Origin of the sequence: Paenibacillus sp. E222, from assembly GCF_013401555.1 — a bacterium.
Classification (GTDB): domain Bacteria; phylum Bacillota; class Bacilli; order Paenibacillales; family Paenibacillaceae; genus Paenibacillus.
The window spans coordinates 2384026-2402197 of sequence record NZ_CP058552.1; the positions used below are offsets into that span (position 1 = coordinate 2384026).

The 18172-nt window shown below is 48.4% G+C and carries 11 protein-coding genes, 15 tRNA genes and 2 rRNA genes; 27 read left to right on the top strand and 1 reads right to left on the bottom strand.

The annotated features are described in order from the left end of the window. Positions 1-167 precede the first annotated feature (167 nt). The 9 genes from gatC to HW560_RS10585 all read left to right on the top strand — a co-directional run bounded on the left by gatC (position 168) and on the right by HW560_RS10585 (position 9365). A complete protein-coding gene (gatC, locus tag HW560_RS10545; RefSeq protein ID WP_090904739.1) occupies positions 168-455 on the top strand; it encodes an Asp-tRNA(Asn)/Glu-tRNA(Gln) amidotransferase subunit GatC in 288 nt (95 codons plus the stop codon). Positions 456-482: 27 nt separating this feature from the next. Further along, complete coding sequence (gatA, locus tag HW560_RS10550; RefSeq protein ID WP_090904740.1) at positions 483-1940, top strand: Asp-tRNA(Asn)/Glu-tRNA(Gln) amidotransferase subunit GatA; 1458 nt, start codon at positions 483-485, stop codon at positions 1938-1940. Between the two features lie 26 nt (positions 1941-1966). Then, positions 1967-3406, top strand: a complete 1440-nt coding sequence (gene gatB / locus HW560_RS10555; RefSeq protein WP_090904741.1) for an Asp-tRNA(Asn)/Glu-tRNA(Gln) amidotransferase subunit GatB — start codon at positions 1967-1969, stop codon at positions 3404-3406. Between the two features lie 119 nt (positions 3407-3525). Then, the gene (locus HW560_RS10560; RefSeq protein WP_090904742.1) at positions 3526-3990 is read left to right on the top strand and encodes a GNAT family N-acetyltransferase; all 465 of its coding nucleotides are present in this window, start codon (positions 3526-3528) and stop codon (positions 3988-3990) included. A gap of 33 nt (positions 3991-4023) precedes the next feature. Next, the gene (locus tag HW560_RS10565) at positions 4024-4734 is read left to right on the top strand and encodes an MgtC/SapB family protein (RefSeq protein WP_090904743.1); all 711 of its coding nucleotides are present in this window, start codon (positions 4024-4026) and stop codon (positions 4732-4734) included. A 146-nt stretch (positions 4735-4880) separates the two neighbouring features. Then, positions 4881-5474 (top strand): hypothetical protein, encoded by a 594-nt coding sequence (locus HW560_RS10570; RefSeq protein WP_090904744.1) that lies wholly within the window; start codon positions 4881-4883, stop codon positions 5472-5474. A gap of 26 nt (positions 5475-5500) precedes the next feature. Beyond that, positions 5501-6901, top strand: coding sequence for a DUF4097 family beta strand repeat-containing protein (locus tag HW560_RS10575; RefSeq protein WP_090904745.1), 1401 nt, complete (start codon positions 5501-5503; stop codon positions 6899-6901). A gap of 174 nt (positions 6902-7075) precedes the next feature. Further along, positions 7076-7498: a peroxide-responsive transcriptional repressor PerR gene (gene perR / locus HW560_RS10580; protein ID WP_024631328.1), complete on the top strand. Its 423-nt coding sequence runs from the start codon at positions 7076-7078 to the stop codon at positions 7496-7498. Between the two features lie 136 nt (positions 7499-7634). Further along, the gene (locus HW560_RS10585; RefSeq protein WP_090904746.1) at positions 7635-9365 is read left to right on the top strand and encodes a glycosyl hydrolase family 18 protein; all 1731 of its coding nucleotides are present in this window, start codon (positions 7635-7637) and stop codon (positions 9363-9365) included. A gap of 128 nt (positions 9366-9493) precedes the next feature. Here HW560_RS10585 and HW560_RS10590 read toward each other — a convergent pair whose 3' ends face one another. After that, the gene (locus tag HW560_RS10590) at positions 9494-9904 is read right to left on the bottom strand and encodes a YgzB family protein (protein WP_090904747.1); all 411 of its coding nucleotides are present in this window, start codon (positions 9902-9904) and stop codon (positions 9494-9496) included. A 122-nt stretch (positions 9905-10026) separates the two neighbouring features. Here HW560_RS10590 and HW560_RS10595 point away from each other — a divergent pair, with 122 nt between their 5' ends. The 18 genes from HW560_RS10595 (at position 10027) to HW560_RS10680 (ending at position 17712) form a co-directional block, all read left to right on the top strand. Beyond that, entirely contained in the window at positions 10027-10908 is an 882-nt protein-coding gene (locus tag HW560_RS10595) for a nucleotidyltransferase-like protein (RefSeq protein WP_244192998.1), read from the top strand. A gap of 466 nt (positions 10909-11374) precedes the next feature. Next, positions 11375-12926: ribosomal RNA gene (locus tag HW560_RS10600) — 16S ribosomal RNA — on the top strand. A 314-nt stretch (positions 12927-13240) separates the two neighbouring features. Continuing rightward, positions 13241-16165 (top strand): 23S ribosomal RNA (locus tag HW560_RS10605). Together the 16S and 23S rRNA genes with 15 tRNA genes alongside form the textbook arrangement of a ribosomal RNA operon. 69 nt (positions 16166-16234) lie before the next feature. Then, positions 16235-16310 (top strand) — tRNA-Asn (locus HW560_RS10610). A gap of 3 nt (positions 16311-16313) precedes the next feature. Next, positions 16314-16405, top strand: a tRNA-Ser gene (locus HW560_RS10615). A 6-nt stretch (positions 16406-16411) separates the two neighbouring features. Beyond that, positions 16412-16483, top strand: a tRNA-Glu gene (locus HW560_RS10620). 67 nt (positions 16484-16550) lie between these two features. Next, positions 16551-16626: transfer RNA gene (locus HW560_RS10625), tRNA-Val, on the top strand. Between the two features lie 17 nt (positions 16627-16643). Next, a tRNA-Met gene (locus HW560_RS10630) sits at positions 16644-16717 on the top strand. 27 nt (positions 16718-16744) lie between these two features. After that, positions 16745-16822 (top strand) — tRNA-Asp (locus HW560_RS10635). Between the two features lie 95 nt (positions 16823-16917). Then, positions 16918-16993, top strand: a tRNA-Phe gene (locus HW560_RS10640). Between the two features lie 18 nt (positions 16994-17011). Continuing rightward, positions 17012-17087, top strand: a tRNA-Thr gene (locus HW560_RS10645). 5 nt (positions 17088-17092) lie between these two features. After that, a tRNA-Tyr gene (locus tag HW560_RS10650) sits at positions 17093-17178 on the top strand. A 6-nt stretch (positions 17179-17184) separates the two neighbouring features. After that, positions 17185-17258 (top strand) — tRNA-Trp (locus tag HW560_RS10655). Between the two features lie 29 nt (positions 17259-17287). Beyond that, a tRNA-His gene (locus HW560_RS10660) sits at positions 17288-17360 on the top strand. Positions 17361-17373: 13 nt separating this feature from the next. Continuing rightward, positions 17374-17448: transfer RNA gene (locus HW560_RS10665), tRNA-Gln, on the top strand. A 4-nt stretch (positions 17449-17452) separates the two neighbouring features. Then, positions 17453-17527, top strand: a tRNA-Gly gene (locus HW560_RS10670). A 6-nt stretch (positions 17528-17533) separates the two neighbouring features. Continuing rightward, a tRNA-Cys gene (locus HW560_RS10675) sits at positions 17534-17607 on the top strand. Positions 17608-17633: 26 nt separating this feature from the next. Next, positions 17634-17712 (top strand) — tRNA-Leu (locus HW560_RS10680). The last annotated feature ends 460 nt before the right edge of the window (positions 17713-18172 follow it).

Below are 18172 nucleotides of genomic sequence, written 5' to 3' on the forward strand. Positions count from 1 at the left end.
CTGGAACCCTTTTTCTACGTAATAGAAGTCAGTACAGTCCTATGCATTGAATTGTCGAACTATCTCACCTATAATGAAAAAAGTTATCTTGGGACTTTAGCCCGTTAAACGAACGATTCGTTTTCGGCGGTTTCAGGAATTAGAACGAATGAAGGAGGCATCCGGAAATGAGTATTTCGAATAATGACGTTCAGCATGTGGCCAAGCTGGCCCGGCTTAATTTGACTGCGGAAGAAGAGCAGACCCTGACAGGACAGCTGAACGCGATTTTAAAATATGCTGAGAAGCTCAATGAACTGGATACAGAGAACATTGAGCCGACCACTCACGTGCTGCACGTCAGCAATGTGATGCGTGAAGATGAGACGAGGGAAAGTCTGTCGATTGAACAGGTCATGCGCAATGCACCAGAAGAAGAAGACGGGCAATTCAAAGTGCCTGCTGTAATGGAATAACGGATAACCGGAAGGAGGACGAATTACGTGAGTTTATTTGAACAATCGTTGCCGGAGATACATAACAAGCTGCACGCCAAGGAGCTGTCGGTCAGCGATCTGGTGAATCAGGCATATCAGAACATTGGTGAACGGGATGAAAAGGTTAAGGCTTTTCTGGCACTGGATGAAGAACAGGCACGTGCTCGTGCACGTCAACTGGATGATCGACTCGTCAGCGGTGAGGAGAAAGGTTTGCTTTTCGGTCTACCAGTCGGCATTAAGGACAACATCGTTACGAACGGACTGCGCACAACATGTGGCAGCCAGTTTCTGCGCAATTTCGACCCGGTGTATGATGCAACCGTTGTCGAGAAGCTGAAAGCGGCGGATACCGTGACGATCGGGAAGTTGAACATGGACGAATTCGCCATGGGCGGCTCCAATGAAAATTCAAGCTTCTACCCTGTACGTAACCCTTGGGCACTCGATCGTGTTCCAGGCGGCTCCAGTGGTGGATCTGCTGCGGCTGTTGCGGCAGGAGAAGCTTATTTCACATTGGGATCAGATACAGGTGGCTCCATCAGACAGCCTGCTTCCTATTGCGGCGTTGTCGGTTTGAAACCTACCTACGGACTCGTTTCCCGCTTTGGTCTGGTTGCATTCGCATCTTCCCTGGATCAGATTGGACCTTTGACGAAAAATGTCGAGGATTCTGCCTATGTGCTGCAAGCCATTGCTGGTTATGACGCCAAAGATTCGACATCCGCGAAAGTGGATATCCCGGATTACTTGAGCGGACTGACCGGGGATGTCAAAGGACTTCGTATTGCTGTTCCGAAGGAATACATTGGTGAAGGCGTTGATCCTCAAGTTAAAGAAACCGTCCTGTCTGCCCTGAAAGTCCTCGAAGGACTCGGCGCAACTTGGGAGGAAGTATCTCTTCCGCATACCGAATATGCGGTAGCTACGTATTATCTGCTCGCTTCCTCGGAAGCTTCTTCGAACCTGGCTCGTTTCGACGGCGTGCGTTATGGTGTTCGTGCAGACAATCCGGAGAACTTGCTGGATCTGTACCACCAGTCCCGTAGTCAAGGTTTTGGTCCCGAAGTGAAACGACGCATCATGCTTGGAACCTATGCGCTCAGCTCGGGATACTACGATGCGTATTATTTGAAAGCTCAGAAGGTGCGTACGTTGATCAAACAGGATTTCGACGACGTATTTGCCAAATATGACGTCATCATCGGACCAACAGCGCCAACAACGGCATTTAAACTTGGTTCCCAAGTCGATGATCCACTTACGATGTATCTCAACGACATTCTGACTATCCCTGTCAGCCTGGCTGGTGTACCTGCAGTCAGCATCCCATGTGGATTCTCGGATGGACTGCCTGTCGGCATGCAGATTATCGGTAAAGCCTTTGATGAAACCACCGTACTGCGCGTAGCGCATGCGTTTGAACAAAATACGGAATTCCACAAGCAGCGTCCGCAGCTGTAGACTGCCCGGAACGGAGGAATATAGAAATGTCCGCATCTAAATATGAAACGGTCGTTGGACTTGAAGTCCATGTCGAGTTGCATACAAACTCCAAAATCTTTTGCGGCTGCTCCACTGCCTTTGGAGCTCCGCCCAATACACATACTTGTCCGGTCTGTCTCGGACATCCAGGTGTATTGCCTGTATTGAATCGCCAGGCTGTAGATTACGCGATGAAAGCAGCCATGGCTCTTAACTGCACCATTGCTGATGTCAGCAAGTTTGACCGCAAAAACTACTTCTACCCCGATTCTCCAAAAGCTTATCAGATCTCACAATTCGATCAACCGATCGGTGAGAATGGCTGGATCGATATTGAAGTCAACGGTGAAACGAAGCGAATTGGCATTACACGTCTTCATCTGGAAGAAGATGCAGGGAAGCTTACCCACGTTGACGGCGGCTATGCTTCATTGGTTGATTTTAACCGTGTGGGTACTCCGCTCGTGGAGATTGTCTCTGAGCCGGAGATTTCTTCTCCGGAGGAAGCTCGTGCATATCTGGAGAAATTGCGTGCGATCATGCAGTACTGTGATGTATCCGACGTGAAGATGGAAGAAGGTTCACTGCGCTGTGATGCCAACATTAGTTTGCGTCCGCATGGACAGGAGAAGCTGGGAACGAGAGCCGAACTGAAAAACATGAACTCCTTCCGTGGTGTTCAGCGTGGTCTGGAATATGAACAATTCCGCCAAGCGGAAATTTTGGACGACGGCGGCGAAGTCGTTCAGGAAACTCGTCGCTGGGATGAGGCTCAGGGGAAAACACTGTCGATGCGTGGTAAAGAGCAAGCGCATGACTATCGTTATTTCCCAGATCCTGACTTGGTGAAGCTGCATATCGATGCAGCCTGGAAAGAACGGATCAGAGCTTCTATACCGGAGCTTCCGGATGAGCGTAAAGCACGTTATACCGCTGATTATGGACTGCCTAGTTATGATGCCGAGGTTATTACCTCATCCAAAGCGGTCGCTGATCTTTTTGAAGACAGTCTGAAATACACCAAGGATGCCAAAGCCGTATCCAACTGGATTATGGGTGATTTGCTTGGTTATTTGAATACCAGCAACCTTGAATTGAATCAGGTGCCGCTGACTGGCCAAGGTCTGGGTGAGATGATTGGACTGCTTGAAAAAGGTACAATTAACAGTAAAATCGCCAAAACGGTATTTAAGGAAATGCTCGAGAGCGGCAAGCTTCCACAGCAAATCGTTGAAGAAAAAGGTCTGGTCCAGATTAGTGACTCAGGTGCCATTCTTGCCATTGTGGAGCAGGTTGTTGCGAACAACCCGCAATCCGTGGAAGACTACAAAGCTGGTAAACAGAAGGCCATTGGTTTCCTCGTTGGTCAAGTCATGAAAGAAAGCAAAGGCAAAGCCAATCCGGGACTAGCCAATCAACTGCTTACAGAAGTACTGAACCGCTAATCCATCCGGTGAAGCCGGACAGAAAGAGGCTCGTCCCTGTGACAGCCTCTTTTTGTTAAGGGCATAAGTTTGATTGTATTGTCTTGGTTTCAGTGACATACAAAGGAGATGAGGAATGCATGAAGATTCAAACTTTGTCATTGAGTGATGTGGAGACCGTAGGTCAGCTCTGGCGACTGCAGCATGTAGCTTATCGGCTTGAAGCCGAAATCATCGGTTTTCAGGAAATTCCGCCTTTAATGGATACGATGGAGGCGCTGCAAAACTGTGGAGAGACCTTTTATGGCTATGTGGACACGGATGGCGAGTTGCTTGGTGCGGTCGCAGTGGATGAGGAAGAGATCAATACGTTGACGATCACACGTATGATGGTGCATCCCGATCATTTTCGTAAAGGAATTGCTGCTGCTTTGATGACGCATGTGTTTGAACAATATCCCGATCTTCCACGTTATATTGTTTCTACAGGAACATTGAACCAGCCAGCCGTGAAATTATATACCAAATTCGGCTTTAAGCCCGTGGATGTTGTACAGATTGCACCAGGAGTGGAATTAACGACATTTCATAAGAATAAAGATTAATGATGTGAACAACTTGGAGGAGGACTACCGGCTTTGGGCAATCCCTGGTTGATAGATGAGTGGCACATTTTATTGCGATTATTACTGGCTATGCTGCTTGGAGGGCTTGTAGGCCTGGAGCGGGAGCGTTCCAATCATGCTGCCGGTCTGCGTACCCATATTCTGGTATGCCTTGGATCTGCACTGATTATGATGTTGTCTGTTTATGGTTTTAAAGATTTTGCAAATGAACTAAACGTAAGGATTGATCCGGCACGTCTGGCTACAGCCGTTATTACCGGCGTTGGGTTTCTCGGAGCGGGCACGATTCTTTTTACCGGCAAGTCGATTACCGGTCTGACAACGGCAGCTTCCATATGGGTTGTGGCAGCCATCGGACTGGCAACAGGCGCGGGATTCTTTTTTGCTTCCATCGTGTCAACCGTCTTGGTATTGCTTAACCTCTGGGTATTCAACAAGTTGGAGCTTAGGTATATACGGGGAAACAAACTGCATGTCGTTACACTTCATACCTTATCTGAGCCCGGTTTTCTGGAACAGGTATCTTCATTTATGGAACAGGAAAAGATCAAAATCCGTAAAATAACGGTTAATGAGCAGGATTTGGCTTATGCAGAAATGATATCGGTTGAACGCAAAATTGAAATTGTGCTGCATGTCTACATGCCACATGAATTGAGTGCAGTGCATCTCGTATCCAAGTTAAGACAGTGGGAACATGTAACGAAAGTGTCGGTCGAATAAATGAATTAAACCCTCTGAGGCCTTTAGTGCCGGAGGGTTTTTGCTCATAACCATATTTCTTCCAGTTACTCTCCTGGCTCTTTAGGGTACTATCTAACCAAATGCATGAAGAGCGGGAATGTCAGCCCGGAAGAAAGGAGTCGTTTATGAAACGGAAACGTCAGTCGAACAATACTTCCAGCGGAACGCGCGGAAAACCTGTCCGAAATCGGACTCACAAGTTTATTGCCGGATTGCTAAGTGCGGTTATTCCGGGTCTAGGTCATATTTATCTCCGATTATACATGAGAGGTCTGACATTCATGATGCTTGTGCTTTTGGATCTGTCAGCACTCTTGTATTTCTCAACGATTGGAATACAGATTAATGTACCATTGCTTATCCTGCTGGCGTTGTTTATTCCGGTAATTTACTTTTACAATGTATTCGACGTATTGCAATCTGCGGACTGGGTGATGATGCGCAGGAGAAGAGCGGTCACCTACAACACCTCGGACAAGCCCATCCCTAGCGAACGTTCTGCAAGGGAAGCTATGATGGTGTGGGAGAGGGGCATTTCGTTTGGATTGCTTCTGATTGTAGGAGGATCGCTGCTGGTATTGTTCTTTCGCAAACCGCGTTGGTTTAAAGAGCTAATCGCTGTGTATGGTGGATATACTTTTGCTGTTCTGATGATCGCAGGAGGACTTATCGTTTTCGGACGGGAAATCTGGGTCATGCTTCGCAAGAAGAAAATCTAGTGCAAACTATTCAAGGAGGGATAGCCATGAACCGTAAAGTCCGGGTCGGCCGCTATACGGCTGCCGCCTTAATCGTAGCTGTCGGTGTGCTGTTGATTTTGGATAAACGGTGGGGAACGGACTATGTATATGAGATGGTCGATTGGTGGCCCCTCTTGCTCGTTGTGTTAGGTGTGGAATACATACTGTTGTTTTTAGTGACACGTGGAAGAGGGAATGCAGCTTCAGACAACCAAGGTGAGAAAATGAAAATGCGCTTCAGACCCGATGCGAAAGGCATCCTGACGTCTCTTTTACTGACGGCTTCAGTATTTATCGTCACAGAGCAGGATCATTACATGCATTTGTGGAACCGGGTGAGTCTTAATCTGGGAGCGGCATCCATGGACTATAGTCAGGCAGCAGGATATATGGAAGATAAGGGCACGATTCGGGTGCCTGTAGGTATGGATACATCGGACCTCGTTGTTGAGGGAGTGAACGGGGATATCTCGGTACAGCGGGGGGACACGGAAGAGATTGAGGTGCGCACGGTAGTTTGGGTGGATCAGACAACTGAAGTGCAGGCCAAAGCAGTGGCGGACGCTTCCTTTGTTGAGGCAGACGGGACAAAAGTGATTCATATCAAGACTACAGGCAAAACGTATGGAGAGAACGAGAAAACACAGCCGCGGATGAATATCACCATAACGATCCCGGATGATCGTCGTTTTAATCTCGATATTCGAACGTCCAATGGAGCCATATTGTTGAATCGTCCGGAGGCCATCAGTACCATTTTGGCTGAGACCGGAAATGGACGTATACGAATTACGAATGCCGTGGGTGATATTTCAGGTAAAACGCTGAATGGTGATGTCGTTGTGGCAAATGCGATCGGAAATGTGGACTTGAACAGTAATCGAGGGGACATGAAGGCTCGCGGGGTTTCTGGAAATGTGAACCTGACCACGCAAGTCGGAAGTATCAGCATCACGGACTCTGTTGGAGAGATCACAGCGGATACCCGAAACGGAAATATCAATGTAGACGGCGCAAGTTTGGCAGTCAAAGCTCAATCCCTCAATGGCAGCATAAGTATTGTATCCGCCAAAGTAGGCGGTGACTGGGACGTTTATAGCGCTGTAGGGGCTATTAACATTTTGATTCCGGAGCGGGGGGATTATAGCCTCAGTGGTTCCAGCAGTTATGGAGATCTGCAAACGGATCTGCCGTTTAAAGTGAAGAATAAAACGATTGAAGGCCAGCTTGGTGAAGGAGAGTATACGGTCAAAGTTGAGGGAAACAGCGACCTCACGATTGATCGTAATCCTGTAGTGCCTCCTGTTGGAACGAATTCACTGGATTCGGAAGGTACAGACGATAACTTGGAACAAATGACCGAAGACGGACAGAATTCCCAAGATGAAACGTCCGAAGTTCAGTGACTGGCGCGTTGACAATAAACTTGCAATCGCCGTACAATAAATATAAACTGGCAAGGTTACATGGCAGGAATAATGTAAACACGTTGTTCCAGCCAAGATCAACTCTGAATGAGAGAAACATGTAATCATACATTTTGTCTCTGCAGAGTAATGAAAGGTAAGGCGGTGGGTTTTATGGCAACACGTGTCCAACATGCGTTGGAGCATCTGAAAACGACCGGTGTCCGTATTACACCCCAGCGTCATGCCATATTGAACTATCTGATGGAATCCATGGGGCATCCGACAGCCGATGAAATTTACCGTGCGCTTGAACCCCAGTTTCCCAGTATGAGCGTGGCGACTGTATATAACAATTTGAAGATGTTTCTGGAAGCGGGCATGGTCCGGGAGTTGACATACGGAGATAACTCAAGTCGCTTCGATGCCAATGTGACGGATCATTACCATGTTATCTGTGATAAATGCGGCAAGATTGAAGATTTTAGTTATCCTTCGCTAAAAAGCGTTGAGCTCCAGGCGGAGTCAAGTACAGGATTTGAAGTACATGGTCACCGATTGGAAGTTTATGGCGTATGTAAAAGTTGCAGGGATTAAGAGAGTTGAATTACAATATTAACGTGTAGAATTCAGTTTGGATTCTTCACGTTTTTTGTTTTTAGGACGATAGAATGTATATAGTCTTAGCAGGTTAGATATTTCATGATTCAGCATGATTAACGGAGGTAGACGTTTGAGTAGAAAAAGCAGATATACACGTCAGAAGCGTCGTTCATTCTGGCCTGGATTTTTGGCTGCCTGTGTTGTTGCAGGCGGGGCTTATTGGCTAATAACGAATGTTTGGCTTAATCAGATTCATGAAGACCCCGACTGGATTGGTATGAATCAACCTATTTTTGTGGACGGACAATTGATGGACGGCGAGGCGTCAGGAACGGGAGATCAGCTTAAATTGCCCGTATCGGTGCTGCAAGAGGCGATCGATCCCGGAATACGTTATGAAGCTGACACAGGTGATATCATTATTGCAACACCGCAGCGAGTACTCCATATGAAGGAAGGCAGTACGAAGGCGGAACTTAATCATCGGGATTATCCCATGACGGTTAAACCTGAGGTGGTTGGGGGAGAAGCTTATATTCCGCTCAAACCATTGAAAGAAGTATATGGGATCGCTATACAGGAAGATGCTACAACGGGTGCGGTGCTGCTGATGCGTGGAGGTGACACCATTCAGTATGCGGAGATTAATACTTTGTCTTCCAAGGCGGACAAAACGGTTCCGTTGTACAAGCGTGGGGGAGAATCTTCTCCCATCATTGCTGATATGGAGCAGGACGCACGAGTAAGGGTATGGCAGACTGGTGATGACCAGAGCTTCGTTCAGTTGGATAATGGGTATGCCGGTTATGTGGCTAATAAGTATGTCACTCTTACGGAGAAAAAGAAACTGGACAAGCCCAAATTCACCCTGACTGCGGCGGAGAGAAAGTGGCAGAATAAACCGGTCAATCTGGTTTGGGAAGCTGTATACAATCGACAGCCTGATGTGTCTTCAATCGGCAAGATGCCTGGAGTCAATGTGGTCAGCCCCACATGGTTCCATATTACAGATGGACAAGGTAACGTAAAAAGCAAAGGGGATAAAGCATACGTCAACTGGGCTCACCGTTCCGGCATGGAAGTGTGGGGTCTGATGGATAACAGCTTTGATCCGGATATTACGAAAGAAGCCGTCGCCTCATATGAGACACGTACGCATATTATTGAGCAGATGCTGGAGTATGCACAGACTTATCATTTGGACGGCATTAACATTGACTTTGAGAACGTCTATACAGACGATGGACCGAATATCACTCAATTTGTTCGCGAAATCAAAGCGATGGCACGCATTCATGGCTTGATGCTCTCGGTTGATGTAACACCGAAATCGAACAGCGAGATGTGGTCCGCTTTTCTGGATCGTCGCTCGTTAGGCTCTTTTGCCGATTATATTGTCGTTATGGCGTATGACGAGCATTGGGCTGCGAGTCCAAAAGCCGGTTCGGTTGCCTCGCTTCCTTGGACCGAGTCTTCTATGAGACGGATCCTGGAAGAGGATGAAGTACCTTCGAACAAGTTGATTATGGCTGTGCCGCTATATACTCGAATTTGGACGGAAGAGACTAATGATCAAGGCGAAGTGAAAGTGTCTTCCAAAGCGGTAGGTATGAGCACTGTAACAGACCTGATCAAGGAAAAGAAACTCAAACCTGTTCTGGATAAACAAAGCGGACAGAATTATGTGGAATATTCGGAGGATGGGGCCACCAAGAAAATTTGGATAGAAGACGCCGTTTCGCTTCAGGCACGCGTTGATTTGGTTGCTTCGTTGAAATTGGGTGGAGTAGCTGCATGGAATCGAAGCTTCGCTGATGCATCGGCATGGGAAACGCTAAAACAGGCAGGATATTCGAAATGAAATAAACATGAAATAGCTTATTGAACTTATATATTAATAAATTTTTAAAAGTCTTTCTGAAATTCAAAAAAGGTCCGGTGAAGATACCGGGCCTTTTTTCTGTCTCTGGGCTTTGATGAAGTACATCTCTAGCTGTTGGAACTTATGCCATGATCTGTGTCGGAAGGGGAAGGGGATTGAGGTGTGGAATGCGCTTTCAGTTGTGAACTGGTTGTATTGGCTTGATTAGGGTCCAGGGTAAGGATGGTATGACAGAACATACAACGATCCGTCTTGCCGAGCATTTTGGTTAACTTGCCACATTCCGGACAGTCTACTTGTACTGCGCTTGTGGAAAGCATACCAGCCCAGAAATAAATGGCCAGACTAGCCATCATGGCAATCAGGCCGATGACGAGTCCCACAGCGGCAAATACTTTGCCCGCGTGTCCCCAGAACACAATTCCGGCAGTTCCCAGTACCATTAGGCCCATGCCTAGCATGGTCAGTAGTAGTCCCCAAGTGCGAAAAGCATTAATTTTTGCTGATTTAAAAATCATGAAAAATGCTCCTATCGTATGAGTAGTATCGGACCTGGATAAGAAGGAAACTTCAGTCTGCATGTAGAATTACATTATAACTGACTTGGCGCTTATCTGCCATGAATTGTATGGAGGGAATCGTGGAACTAAAGAACCTTGCTTTTTTGTCCGAACAGTCGGAAGAGACAGGGGCAGTTGGGGCTATCGCTTATTCCCACCCGGGAGATCGATTCCACGGCTCCCTAATCCAGGATTTTGAATTGCTCGTACTTGTTGTTCATAATACCGACCAGTTGATATCCAAGGTTGGACACTACAAATATGGTGATCTTCGTTATCAAATGATCTATGTCAGCCGTCATGAGCTGCAGTGCAGTGTAATTACGGGGGATAACAATAACATCATGCAGTGCCTGATTGAAGGTGAGATCATTTGGGAAGCGGATAACGCTTTGAGCGCTTTGCGAGAGGAACTATCTGCTTTTGGAACCGAATTACGTGAGCAAAAGCTGCTGCATGAATTCGCCAGTTTTTTGAGAATGTATGTGGAAGCCAAACGTTACATTCAAGAGGGCCATGTTGTTGATGCCTATTACAATGTGCTAGAAGCTCTGGGGAACTGGGCTAGAATTGTACTTATTGAACAGGGTATATACCCGGATCATGCCGTCTGGACACATGTGCAGAGTTTGGATCGCGCCTTGTGGAAGCTCTATCAGGAACTTACAGTAAGCTCGGAGACGCTGGAACAGAGAGTCGAGCTTGTGCTGCTTGCTTGTGAATTCTCAGTGATGTCCAAAATGAGTGATTGTTCCGGCTTGCTTCTGCGTGTGCTGGGAAGTCGAAGGGAGCCGTGGGGTATGGATGAACTTGTCCATCATCCACAGTTGAGATTTGTACGGGAGGATTTACCGCTTATCCTTCGTAAGCTGGTGTTTCGTTCTATAGTAAAAGAATCGGCAGGGTGGCCATCCTTTATAGGAGGAGATGGACGAGAAATCCGCTATTGGATTGAGGCCTAATTATTCGTGAAGCCTGACGTTATATGGATTATAAAGTGGGAGGGGAAACCTTCCTTTTTTGTTTGTTTAATAATTTATAAAAAGAGGTTGACTCTTATTCAGGAAATATGATACATTATATTTCGTTCCTCAAACGAGCTTATCGTCAACAAATGATAAATTCTGCATAGGGAATTAGTGAAGAACTAAAAGCTTCAAAAAAGAAATTAAAAAAAGTTCTTGACGAAAATAAACGAAATGTGATACATTATTTAAGTCGCCGCCGAAAAAACGGTTGAGACGAAAAAGAGTAACACAAATCGAGTTTGATCTTTGAAAACTGAACAACGAGTGAGTAACGATCTTGCTTGCAAGATCGACGCTGAGAAATCGGTACAAGCCTTCGGGCTGTATGCTTTCAAAGCAAAATAAATGAGATTTTTAATCTCGTCAGTTTCAAAATGAGCTTATCGCTCTTTTCAATACTTTATTGGAGAGTTTGATCCTGGCTCAGGACGAACGCTGGCGGCATGCCTAATACATGCAAGTCGAGCGGACTTGATGAGAAGCTTGCTTCTCTGATGGTTAGCGGCGGACGGGTGAGTAACACGTAGGCAACCTGCCCTCAAGCTTGGGACAACTACCGGAAACGGTAGCTAATACCGAATAGTTGTTTTCTTCTCCTGAAGGAAACTGGAAAGACGGAGCAATCTGTCACTTGGGGATGGGCCTGCGGCGCATTAGCTAGTTGGTGGGGTAATGGCTCACCAAGGCGACGATGCGTAGCCGACCTGAGAGGGTGATCGGCCACACTGGGACTGAGACACGGCCCAGACTCCTACGGGAGGCAGCAGTAGGGAATCTTCCGCAATGGGCGAAAGCCTGACGGAGCAATGCCGCGTGAGTGATGAAGGTTTTCGGATCGTAAAGCTCTGTTGCCAGGGAAGAACGCTTGGGAGAGTAACTGCTCTCAAGGTGACGGTACCTGAGAAGAAAGCCCCGGCTAACTACGTGCCAGCAGCCGCGGTAATACGTAGGGGGCAAGCGTTGTCCGGAATTATTGGGCGTAAAGCGCGCGCAGGCGGTCATTTAAGTCTGGTGTTTAATCCCGGGGCTCAACCCCGGATCGCACTGGAAACTGGGTGACTTGAGTGCAGAAGAGGAGAGTGGAATTCCACGTGTAGCGGTGAAATGCGTAGATATGTGGAGGAACACCAGTGGCGAAGGCGACTCTCTGGGCTGTAACTGACGCTGAGGCGCGAAAGCGTGGGGAGCAAACAGGATTAGATACCCTGGTAGTCCACGCCGTAAACGATGAGTGCTAGGTGTTAGGGGTTTCGATACCCTTGGTGCCGAAGTTAACACATTAAGCACTCCGCCTGGGGAGTACGGTCGCAAGACTGAAACTCAAAGGAATTGACGGGGACCCGCACAAGCAGTGGAGTATGTGGTTTAATTCGAAGCAACGCGAAGAACCTTACCAGGTCTTGACATCCCTCTGACCGGTACAGAGATGTACCTTTCCTTCGGGACAGAGGAGACAGGTGGTGCATGGTTGTCGTCAGCTCGTGTCGTGAGATGTTGGGTTAAGTCCCGCAACGAGCGCAACCCTTGATCTTAGTTGCCAGCATTTCGGATGGGCACTCTAAGGTGACTGCCGGTGACAAACCGGAGGAAGGTGGGGATGACGTCAAATCATCATGCCCCTTATGACCTGGGCTACACACGTACTACAATGGCCGGTACAACGGGCTGTGAAGCCGCGAGGTGGAACGAATCCTAAAAAGCCGGTCTCAGTTCGGATTGCAGGCTGCAACTCGCCTGCATGAAGTCGGAATTGCTAGTAATCGCGGATCAGCATGCCGCGGTGAATACGTTCCCGGGTCTTGTACACACCGCCCGTCACACCACGAGAGTTTATAACACCCGAAGTCGGTGGGGTAACCGCAAGGAGCCAGCCGCCGAAGGTGGGATAGATGATTGGGGTGAAGTCGTAACAAGGTAGCCGTATCGGAAGGTGCGGCTGGATCACCTCCTTTCTATGGAGAATCGTTTCTTGTAACGGAAACATTCAAATACAAAATCTAGCCAGGTCGGCTAGTTACTCACTCGTTGCTCAGTTTTGAGAGCTCAAACTCTCAAACAGCTTGCTTTTGCATGGAGCTTGTTCTTTGAAAACTAGATATCGAAACGAAATTTTGCGATTTAGAACATTCCTTTAAGCTGATCTTGTGTAAACAAGTGAAGTGTTTATAAGGTAGACTGCTATTGCGATGGTATCGAATGGGAAGCGACTTTTGGCTTTGGACGTAGTCCAAAACAAGCGGGGCGCGCCATCGAAACCGGAGCAACTGGTTAAGCTACTAAGAGCACACGGAGGATGCCTAGGCGCTAGGAGCCGATGAAGGACGTGGCGAACAACGAAACTGCCTCGGGGAGCTGTAAGCAAGCTTTGATCCGGGGGTGTCCGAATGGGGAAACCCAGCTGGGGTAATTTCCAGTTACTCATAACTGAATACATAGGTTATGTAGAGGCATACCAGGGGAACTGAAACATCTAAGTACCCTGAGGAAGAGAAAACAATAGTGATTCCGTCAGTAGCGGCGAGCGAACGCGGAGAAGCCCAAACCAGAGAGCTTGCTCTTTGGGGTTGTGGGACATCTCACATGGAGTTACAAAGGAGCCGGTTAAACGAAGAGGTCTGGAAAGGCCCGCCAAAGAAGGTAAAAGCCCTGTAGTTGAAAGCCTGCTCTCTCCGAGATGTATCCCGAGTAGTGCGGGGCACGTGAAACCCCGTATGAATCCGGCAGGACCATCTGCCAAGGCTAAATACTTCCTAGCGACCGATAGTGAAGCAGTACCGTGAGGGAAAGGTGAAAAGCACCCCGGAAGGGGAGTGAAATAGAACCTGAAACCGTGTGCTTACAAAAAGTCAGAGCCCGTTTTAGGGGTGATGGCGTGCCTTTTGTAGAATGAACCGGCGAGTTACGTTCCCGTGCAAGGTTAAGGTGAAGAGCCGGAGCCGCAGCGAAAGCGAGTCTGAATAGGGCGATGTAGTACGTGGACGTAGACCCGAAACCGGGTGATCTACCCCTGTCCAGGGTGAAGGTGCGGTAACACGCACTGGAGGCCCGAACCCACGCACGTTGAAAAGTGCGGGGATGAGGTGGGGGTAGCGGAGAAATTCCAATCGAACTCGGAGATAGCTGGTTCTCCCCGAAATAGCTTTAGGGCTAGCCTCGGAAAACAGAGTCGTGGAGGTAGAGCACTGATTGGGTGCGGGGCCCGCAAGGGTTACCAAGCTCAGTCAAACTCCGAATGCCATAGACTTACTTCCGGGAGTCAGACAGTGAGTGCTAAGATCCATTGTCAAAAGGGAAACAGCCCAGACCATCAGCTAAGGTCCCCAAGTGTGTGTTAAGTGGGAAAGGATGTGGAGTTGCACAGACAACCAGGATGTTGGCTTAGAAGCAGCCACCATTGAAAGAGTGCGTAATAGCTCACTGGTCGAGTGACTCTGCGCCGAAAATGTAACGGGGCTAAACACACCACCGAAGCTATGGCTTGATGCTTGCATCAGGGGTAGGGGAGCGTTGTATAAGGGTTGAAGGTGTACCGTAAGGAGCGCTGGACATTATACAAGTGAGAATGCCGGTATGAGTAACGAAAAGATCAGTGAGAATCTGATCCGCCGAAAGCCTAAGGGTTCCTGAGGAAGGCTCGTCCGCTCAGGGTAAGTCGGGACCTAAGGCGAGGCCGAAAGGCGTAGTCGAAGGACAACAGGTCGAAATTCCTGTACCACCGTAAGCCGTTATGAGCAATGGGGGGACGCAGCAGGGTAGTGACGCGGACTGATGGATGTCCGTCTAAGCAGTGAGGCTGATGTGTAGGCAAATCCGCACATCGTAAGGCTGGACTGTGATGGGGAGCGAAAATTATAGTAGCGAAGGTCATGATCTCACACTGCCAAGAAAAGCCTCTAGCCAGGTGATGGTGCCCGTACCGCAAACCGACACAGGTAGGCGAGAAGAGAATTCTAAGGCGCGCGGAAGAACTCTCGTTAAGGAACTCGGCAAAATGACCCCGTAACTTCGGGAGAAGGGGTGCCCCGGTAGTGTGAATAGCACGAGGGGGCCGCAGTGAAAAGGCCCAAGCGACTGTTTAGCAAAAACACAGGTCTGTGCGAAGCCGTAAGGCGAAGTATACGGGCTGACGCCTGCCCGGTGCTGGAAGGTTAAGGGGAGCGGTTAGGAGCAATCCGAAGCTGTGAACCGAAGCCCCAGTAAACGGCGGCCGTAACTATAACGGTCCTAAGGTAGCGAAATTCCTTGTCAGGTAAATTCTGACCCGCACGAATGGCGTAACGACTTGGGCGCTGTCTCAACGAGAGATCCGGTGAAATTTTAATACCTGTGAAGATGCAGGTTACCCGCGACAAGACGGAAAGACCCCATGGAGCTTTACTGCAGCTTGATATTGAATTTGGGTACGATCTGTACAGGATAGGTGGGAGCCTTTGAAGCGTGAGCGCCAGCTTGCGTGGAGGCACCGTTGGGATACCACCCTGATCGTATCTAGGTTCTAACCTGGTACCGTAATCCGGTGCGGGGACAGTGTCAGGTGGGCAGTTTGACTGGGGCGGTCGCCTCCTAAAGAGTAACGGAGGCGCCCAAAGGTTCCCTCAGAATGGTTGGAAATCATTCGAAGAGTGCAAAGGCATAAGGGAGCTTGACTGCGAGACCTACAAGTCGAGCAGGGACGAAAGTCGGGCTTAGTGATCCGGTGGTACCGCATGGAAGGGCCATCGCTCAACGGATAAAAGCTACCCTGGGGATAACAGGCTTATCTCCCCCAAGAGTCCACATCGACGGGGAGGTTTGGCACCTCGATGTCGGCTCATCGCATCCTGGGGCTGAAGTAGGTCCCAAGGGTTGGGCTGTTCGCCCATTAAAGCGGTACGCGAGCTGGGTTCAGAACGTCGTGAGACAGTTCGGTCCCTATCTGTCGTGGGCGTAGGAAATTTGAGAGGAGCTGTCCTTAGTACGAGAGGACCGGGATGGACGTACCGCTGGTGTACCAGTTGTTCCGCCAGGAGCACCGCTGGGTAGCTATGTACGGAAGGGATAAGCGCTGAAAGCATCTAAGCGTGAAGCCCCCCTCAAGATGAGATTTCCCAGTATGTAAGACCCCTTGAAGACGACGAGGTAGATAGGCTGGGGGTGGAAGTGCAGCAATGCATGGAGCTGACCAGTACTAATCGGTCGAGGGCTTATCCAAGATATGCAGGTTGTAAGTCGCAAATTTCGTTTCGGATCTAGTTTTCAGAGAATAATCTCTGAAGCATATTCCCTGATAGCTCAGTTGGTAGAGCACTCGACTGTTAATCGAGTTGTCACAGGTTCGAGCCCTGTTCGGGGAGCCATATGGAGAGGTGTCCGAGTTGGCCGAAGGAGCACGATTGGAAATCGTGTAGGCGCCACAAGCGTCTCGAGGGTTCGAATCCCTCTCTCTCCGCCATAGTAAGGCCCGTTGGTCAAGGGGTTAAGACACCTCCCTTTCACGGAGGTAACAGGGGTTCGAATCCCCTACGGGTCATATTTAACTTCAAAAAAGAAGTTGATTTTCACAGCAGTTTTATGATAAGATCATAAATGTGTTGTTCGGAGGCTTAGCTCAGCTGGGAGAGCATCTGCCTTACAAGCAGAGGGTCGGGGGTTCGAACCCCTCAGCCTCCACCATATAACTTTTATAACGACGCGGGGTGGAGCAGCCCGGTAGCTCGTCGGGCTCATAACCCGAAGGCCGCAGGTTCAAATCCTGCCCCCGCAATTGTTCTTTCTTTCAAGAAAGTGATCTGGAACCGTGGTGTAGTTGGCCTAACATGCCTGCCTGTCACGCAGGAGATCGCGGGTTCGAATCCCGTCGGTTCCGCCATTTAATCTTTACATGAGGAAGCTGTTCACTAAATCTGCTATATGGCACCGAACGCCCTAGATAAAGTGCAACGTTTCAGGATTAAACTTTATTTTGGCTCGGTAGCTCAGTCGGTAGAGCAGAGGACTGAAAATCCTCGTGTCGGCGGTTCGATTCCGTCCCGAGCCACCATTTATTACAACTTAATACGCCGGTGTAGCTCAACTGGTAGAGCAACTGACTTGTAATCAGTAGGTTGGGGGTTCAAGTCCTCTCGCCGGCACCACTTATGGAGGATTAGCGAAGTGGCCAAACGCATCAGACTGTAAATCTGCTCCCGTACGGGTTCGGTGGTTCGAATCCATCATCCTCCACCAGTTTTTAGGGGCATAGTTTAAAGGTAGAACAACGGTCTCCAAAACCGTTGGTGTGGGTTCAATTCCTGCTGCCCCTGCCAATTAACTTTTAAGAACATATTGTATTATGGCGATCGTGGCGAAGTGGTTAACGCACCGGTTTGTGGATCCGGCATTCGGGGGTTCAATTCCCCTCGATCGCCCCTTTGTTTTTTTTGGGGATTAGCCAAGCGGTAAGGCAACGGACTTTGACTCCGTCATGCATAGGTTCAAATCCTATATCCCCAGCCATTATGCGGACGTGGCTCAGCGGTAGAGCATCGCCTTGCCAAGGCGAGGGTCGCGGGTTCGATTCCCGTCGTCCGCTCCAAAATATGGCGCCATAGCCAAGTGGTAAGGCACAGCTCTGCAAAAGCTTTATCCCCAGTTCGAATCTGGGTGGCGCCTCCAGTATATTTTTTGTAAAAATATGATATGCCGGCGTGGCGGAATGGCAGACGCGCTCGACTCAAAATCGAGTGGGAAACCGTGGAGGTTCGAGTCCTCTCGCCGGTATTCAAGCAAGTAAGGAAAAGCTCATTAGATGCAAAATCTAATGAGCTTTTTTTATTTAGTGGATTAAAAGATGAAGTACGGCAGTTAAGCAACAAGGCTCCTGAATGGATTTCGTAGGTCACCACAACACCATTACTGCAAGGGAATCCAACATGATGTGCTTGGGCAAATGACATTCTGGTATCTCTAAACTGTAAGTACCGCTTTACCTGTAAGCTGGCAATCTATCAGATGCTGTGCAATTACTCAATTGCAATCCCTAATCTCTGCACTTGGATTATGGCTTATAGAAGGAGATGGAATTACTTTTGTTTACGTATTGACTCATAACTTGAATGAGTATATTGTAGATATATAAAGTCTCTAATATTGCCTCGTTTAATTATGGATATTGTAGCTCTTTTAAATTCATATAAAAGATGCTTATCAAAACAAAATAATATCCTTTTTTCGAAATTAT

What these genes read in the sequence shown, in the direction of transcription:
- HW560_RS10590 (WP_090904747.1), bottom strand. Translation starts at nt 9,904, where the DNA reads ATGATTTTTAAATCAGCAAAAATTAATGCTTTTCGCACTTGGGGACTA.
- gatC (WP_090904739.1), top strand. Translation starts at nt 168, where the DNA reads ATGAGTATTTCGAATAATGACGTTCAGCATGTGGCCAAGCTGGCCCGG.
- HW560_RS10560 (WP_090904742.1), top strand. Translation starts at nt 3,526, where the DNA reads ATGAAGATTCAAACTTTGTCATTGAGTGATGTGGAGACCGTAGGTCAG.
- perR (WP_024631328.1), top strand. Translation starts at nt 7,076, where the DNA reads ATGGCAACACGTGTCCAACATGCGTTGGAGCATCTGAAAACGACCGGT.
- HW560_RS10570 (WP_090904744.1), top strand. Translation starts at nt 4,881, where the DNA reads ATGAAACGGAAACGTCAGTCGAACAATACTTCCAGCGGAACGCGCGGA.
- gatB (WP_090904741.1), top strand. Translation starts at nt 1,967, where the DNA reads ATGTCCGCATCTAAATATGAAACGGTCGTTGGACTTGAAGTCCATGTC.
- HW560_RS10575 (WP_090904745.1), top strand. Translation starts at nt 5,501, where the DNA reads ATGAACCGTAAAGTCCGGGTCGGCCGCTATACGGCTGCCGCCTTAATC.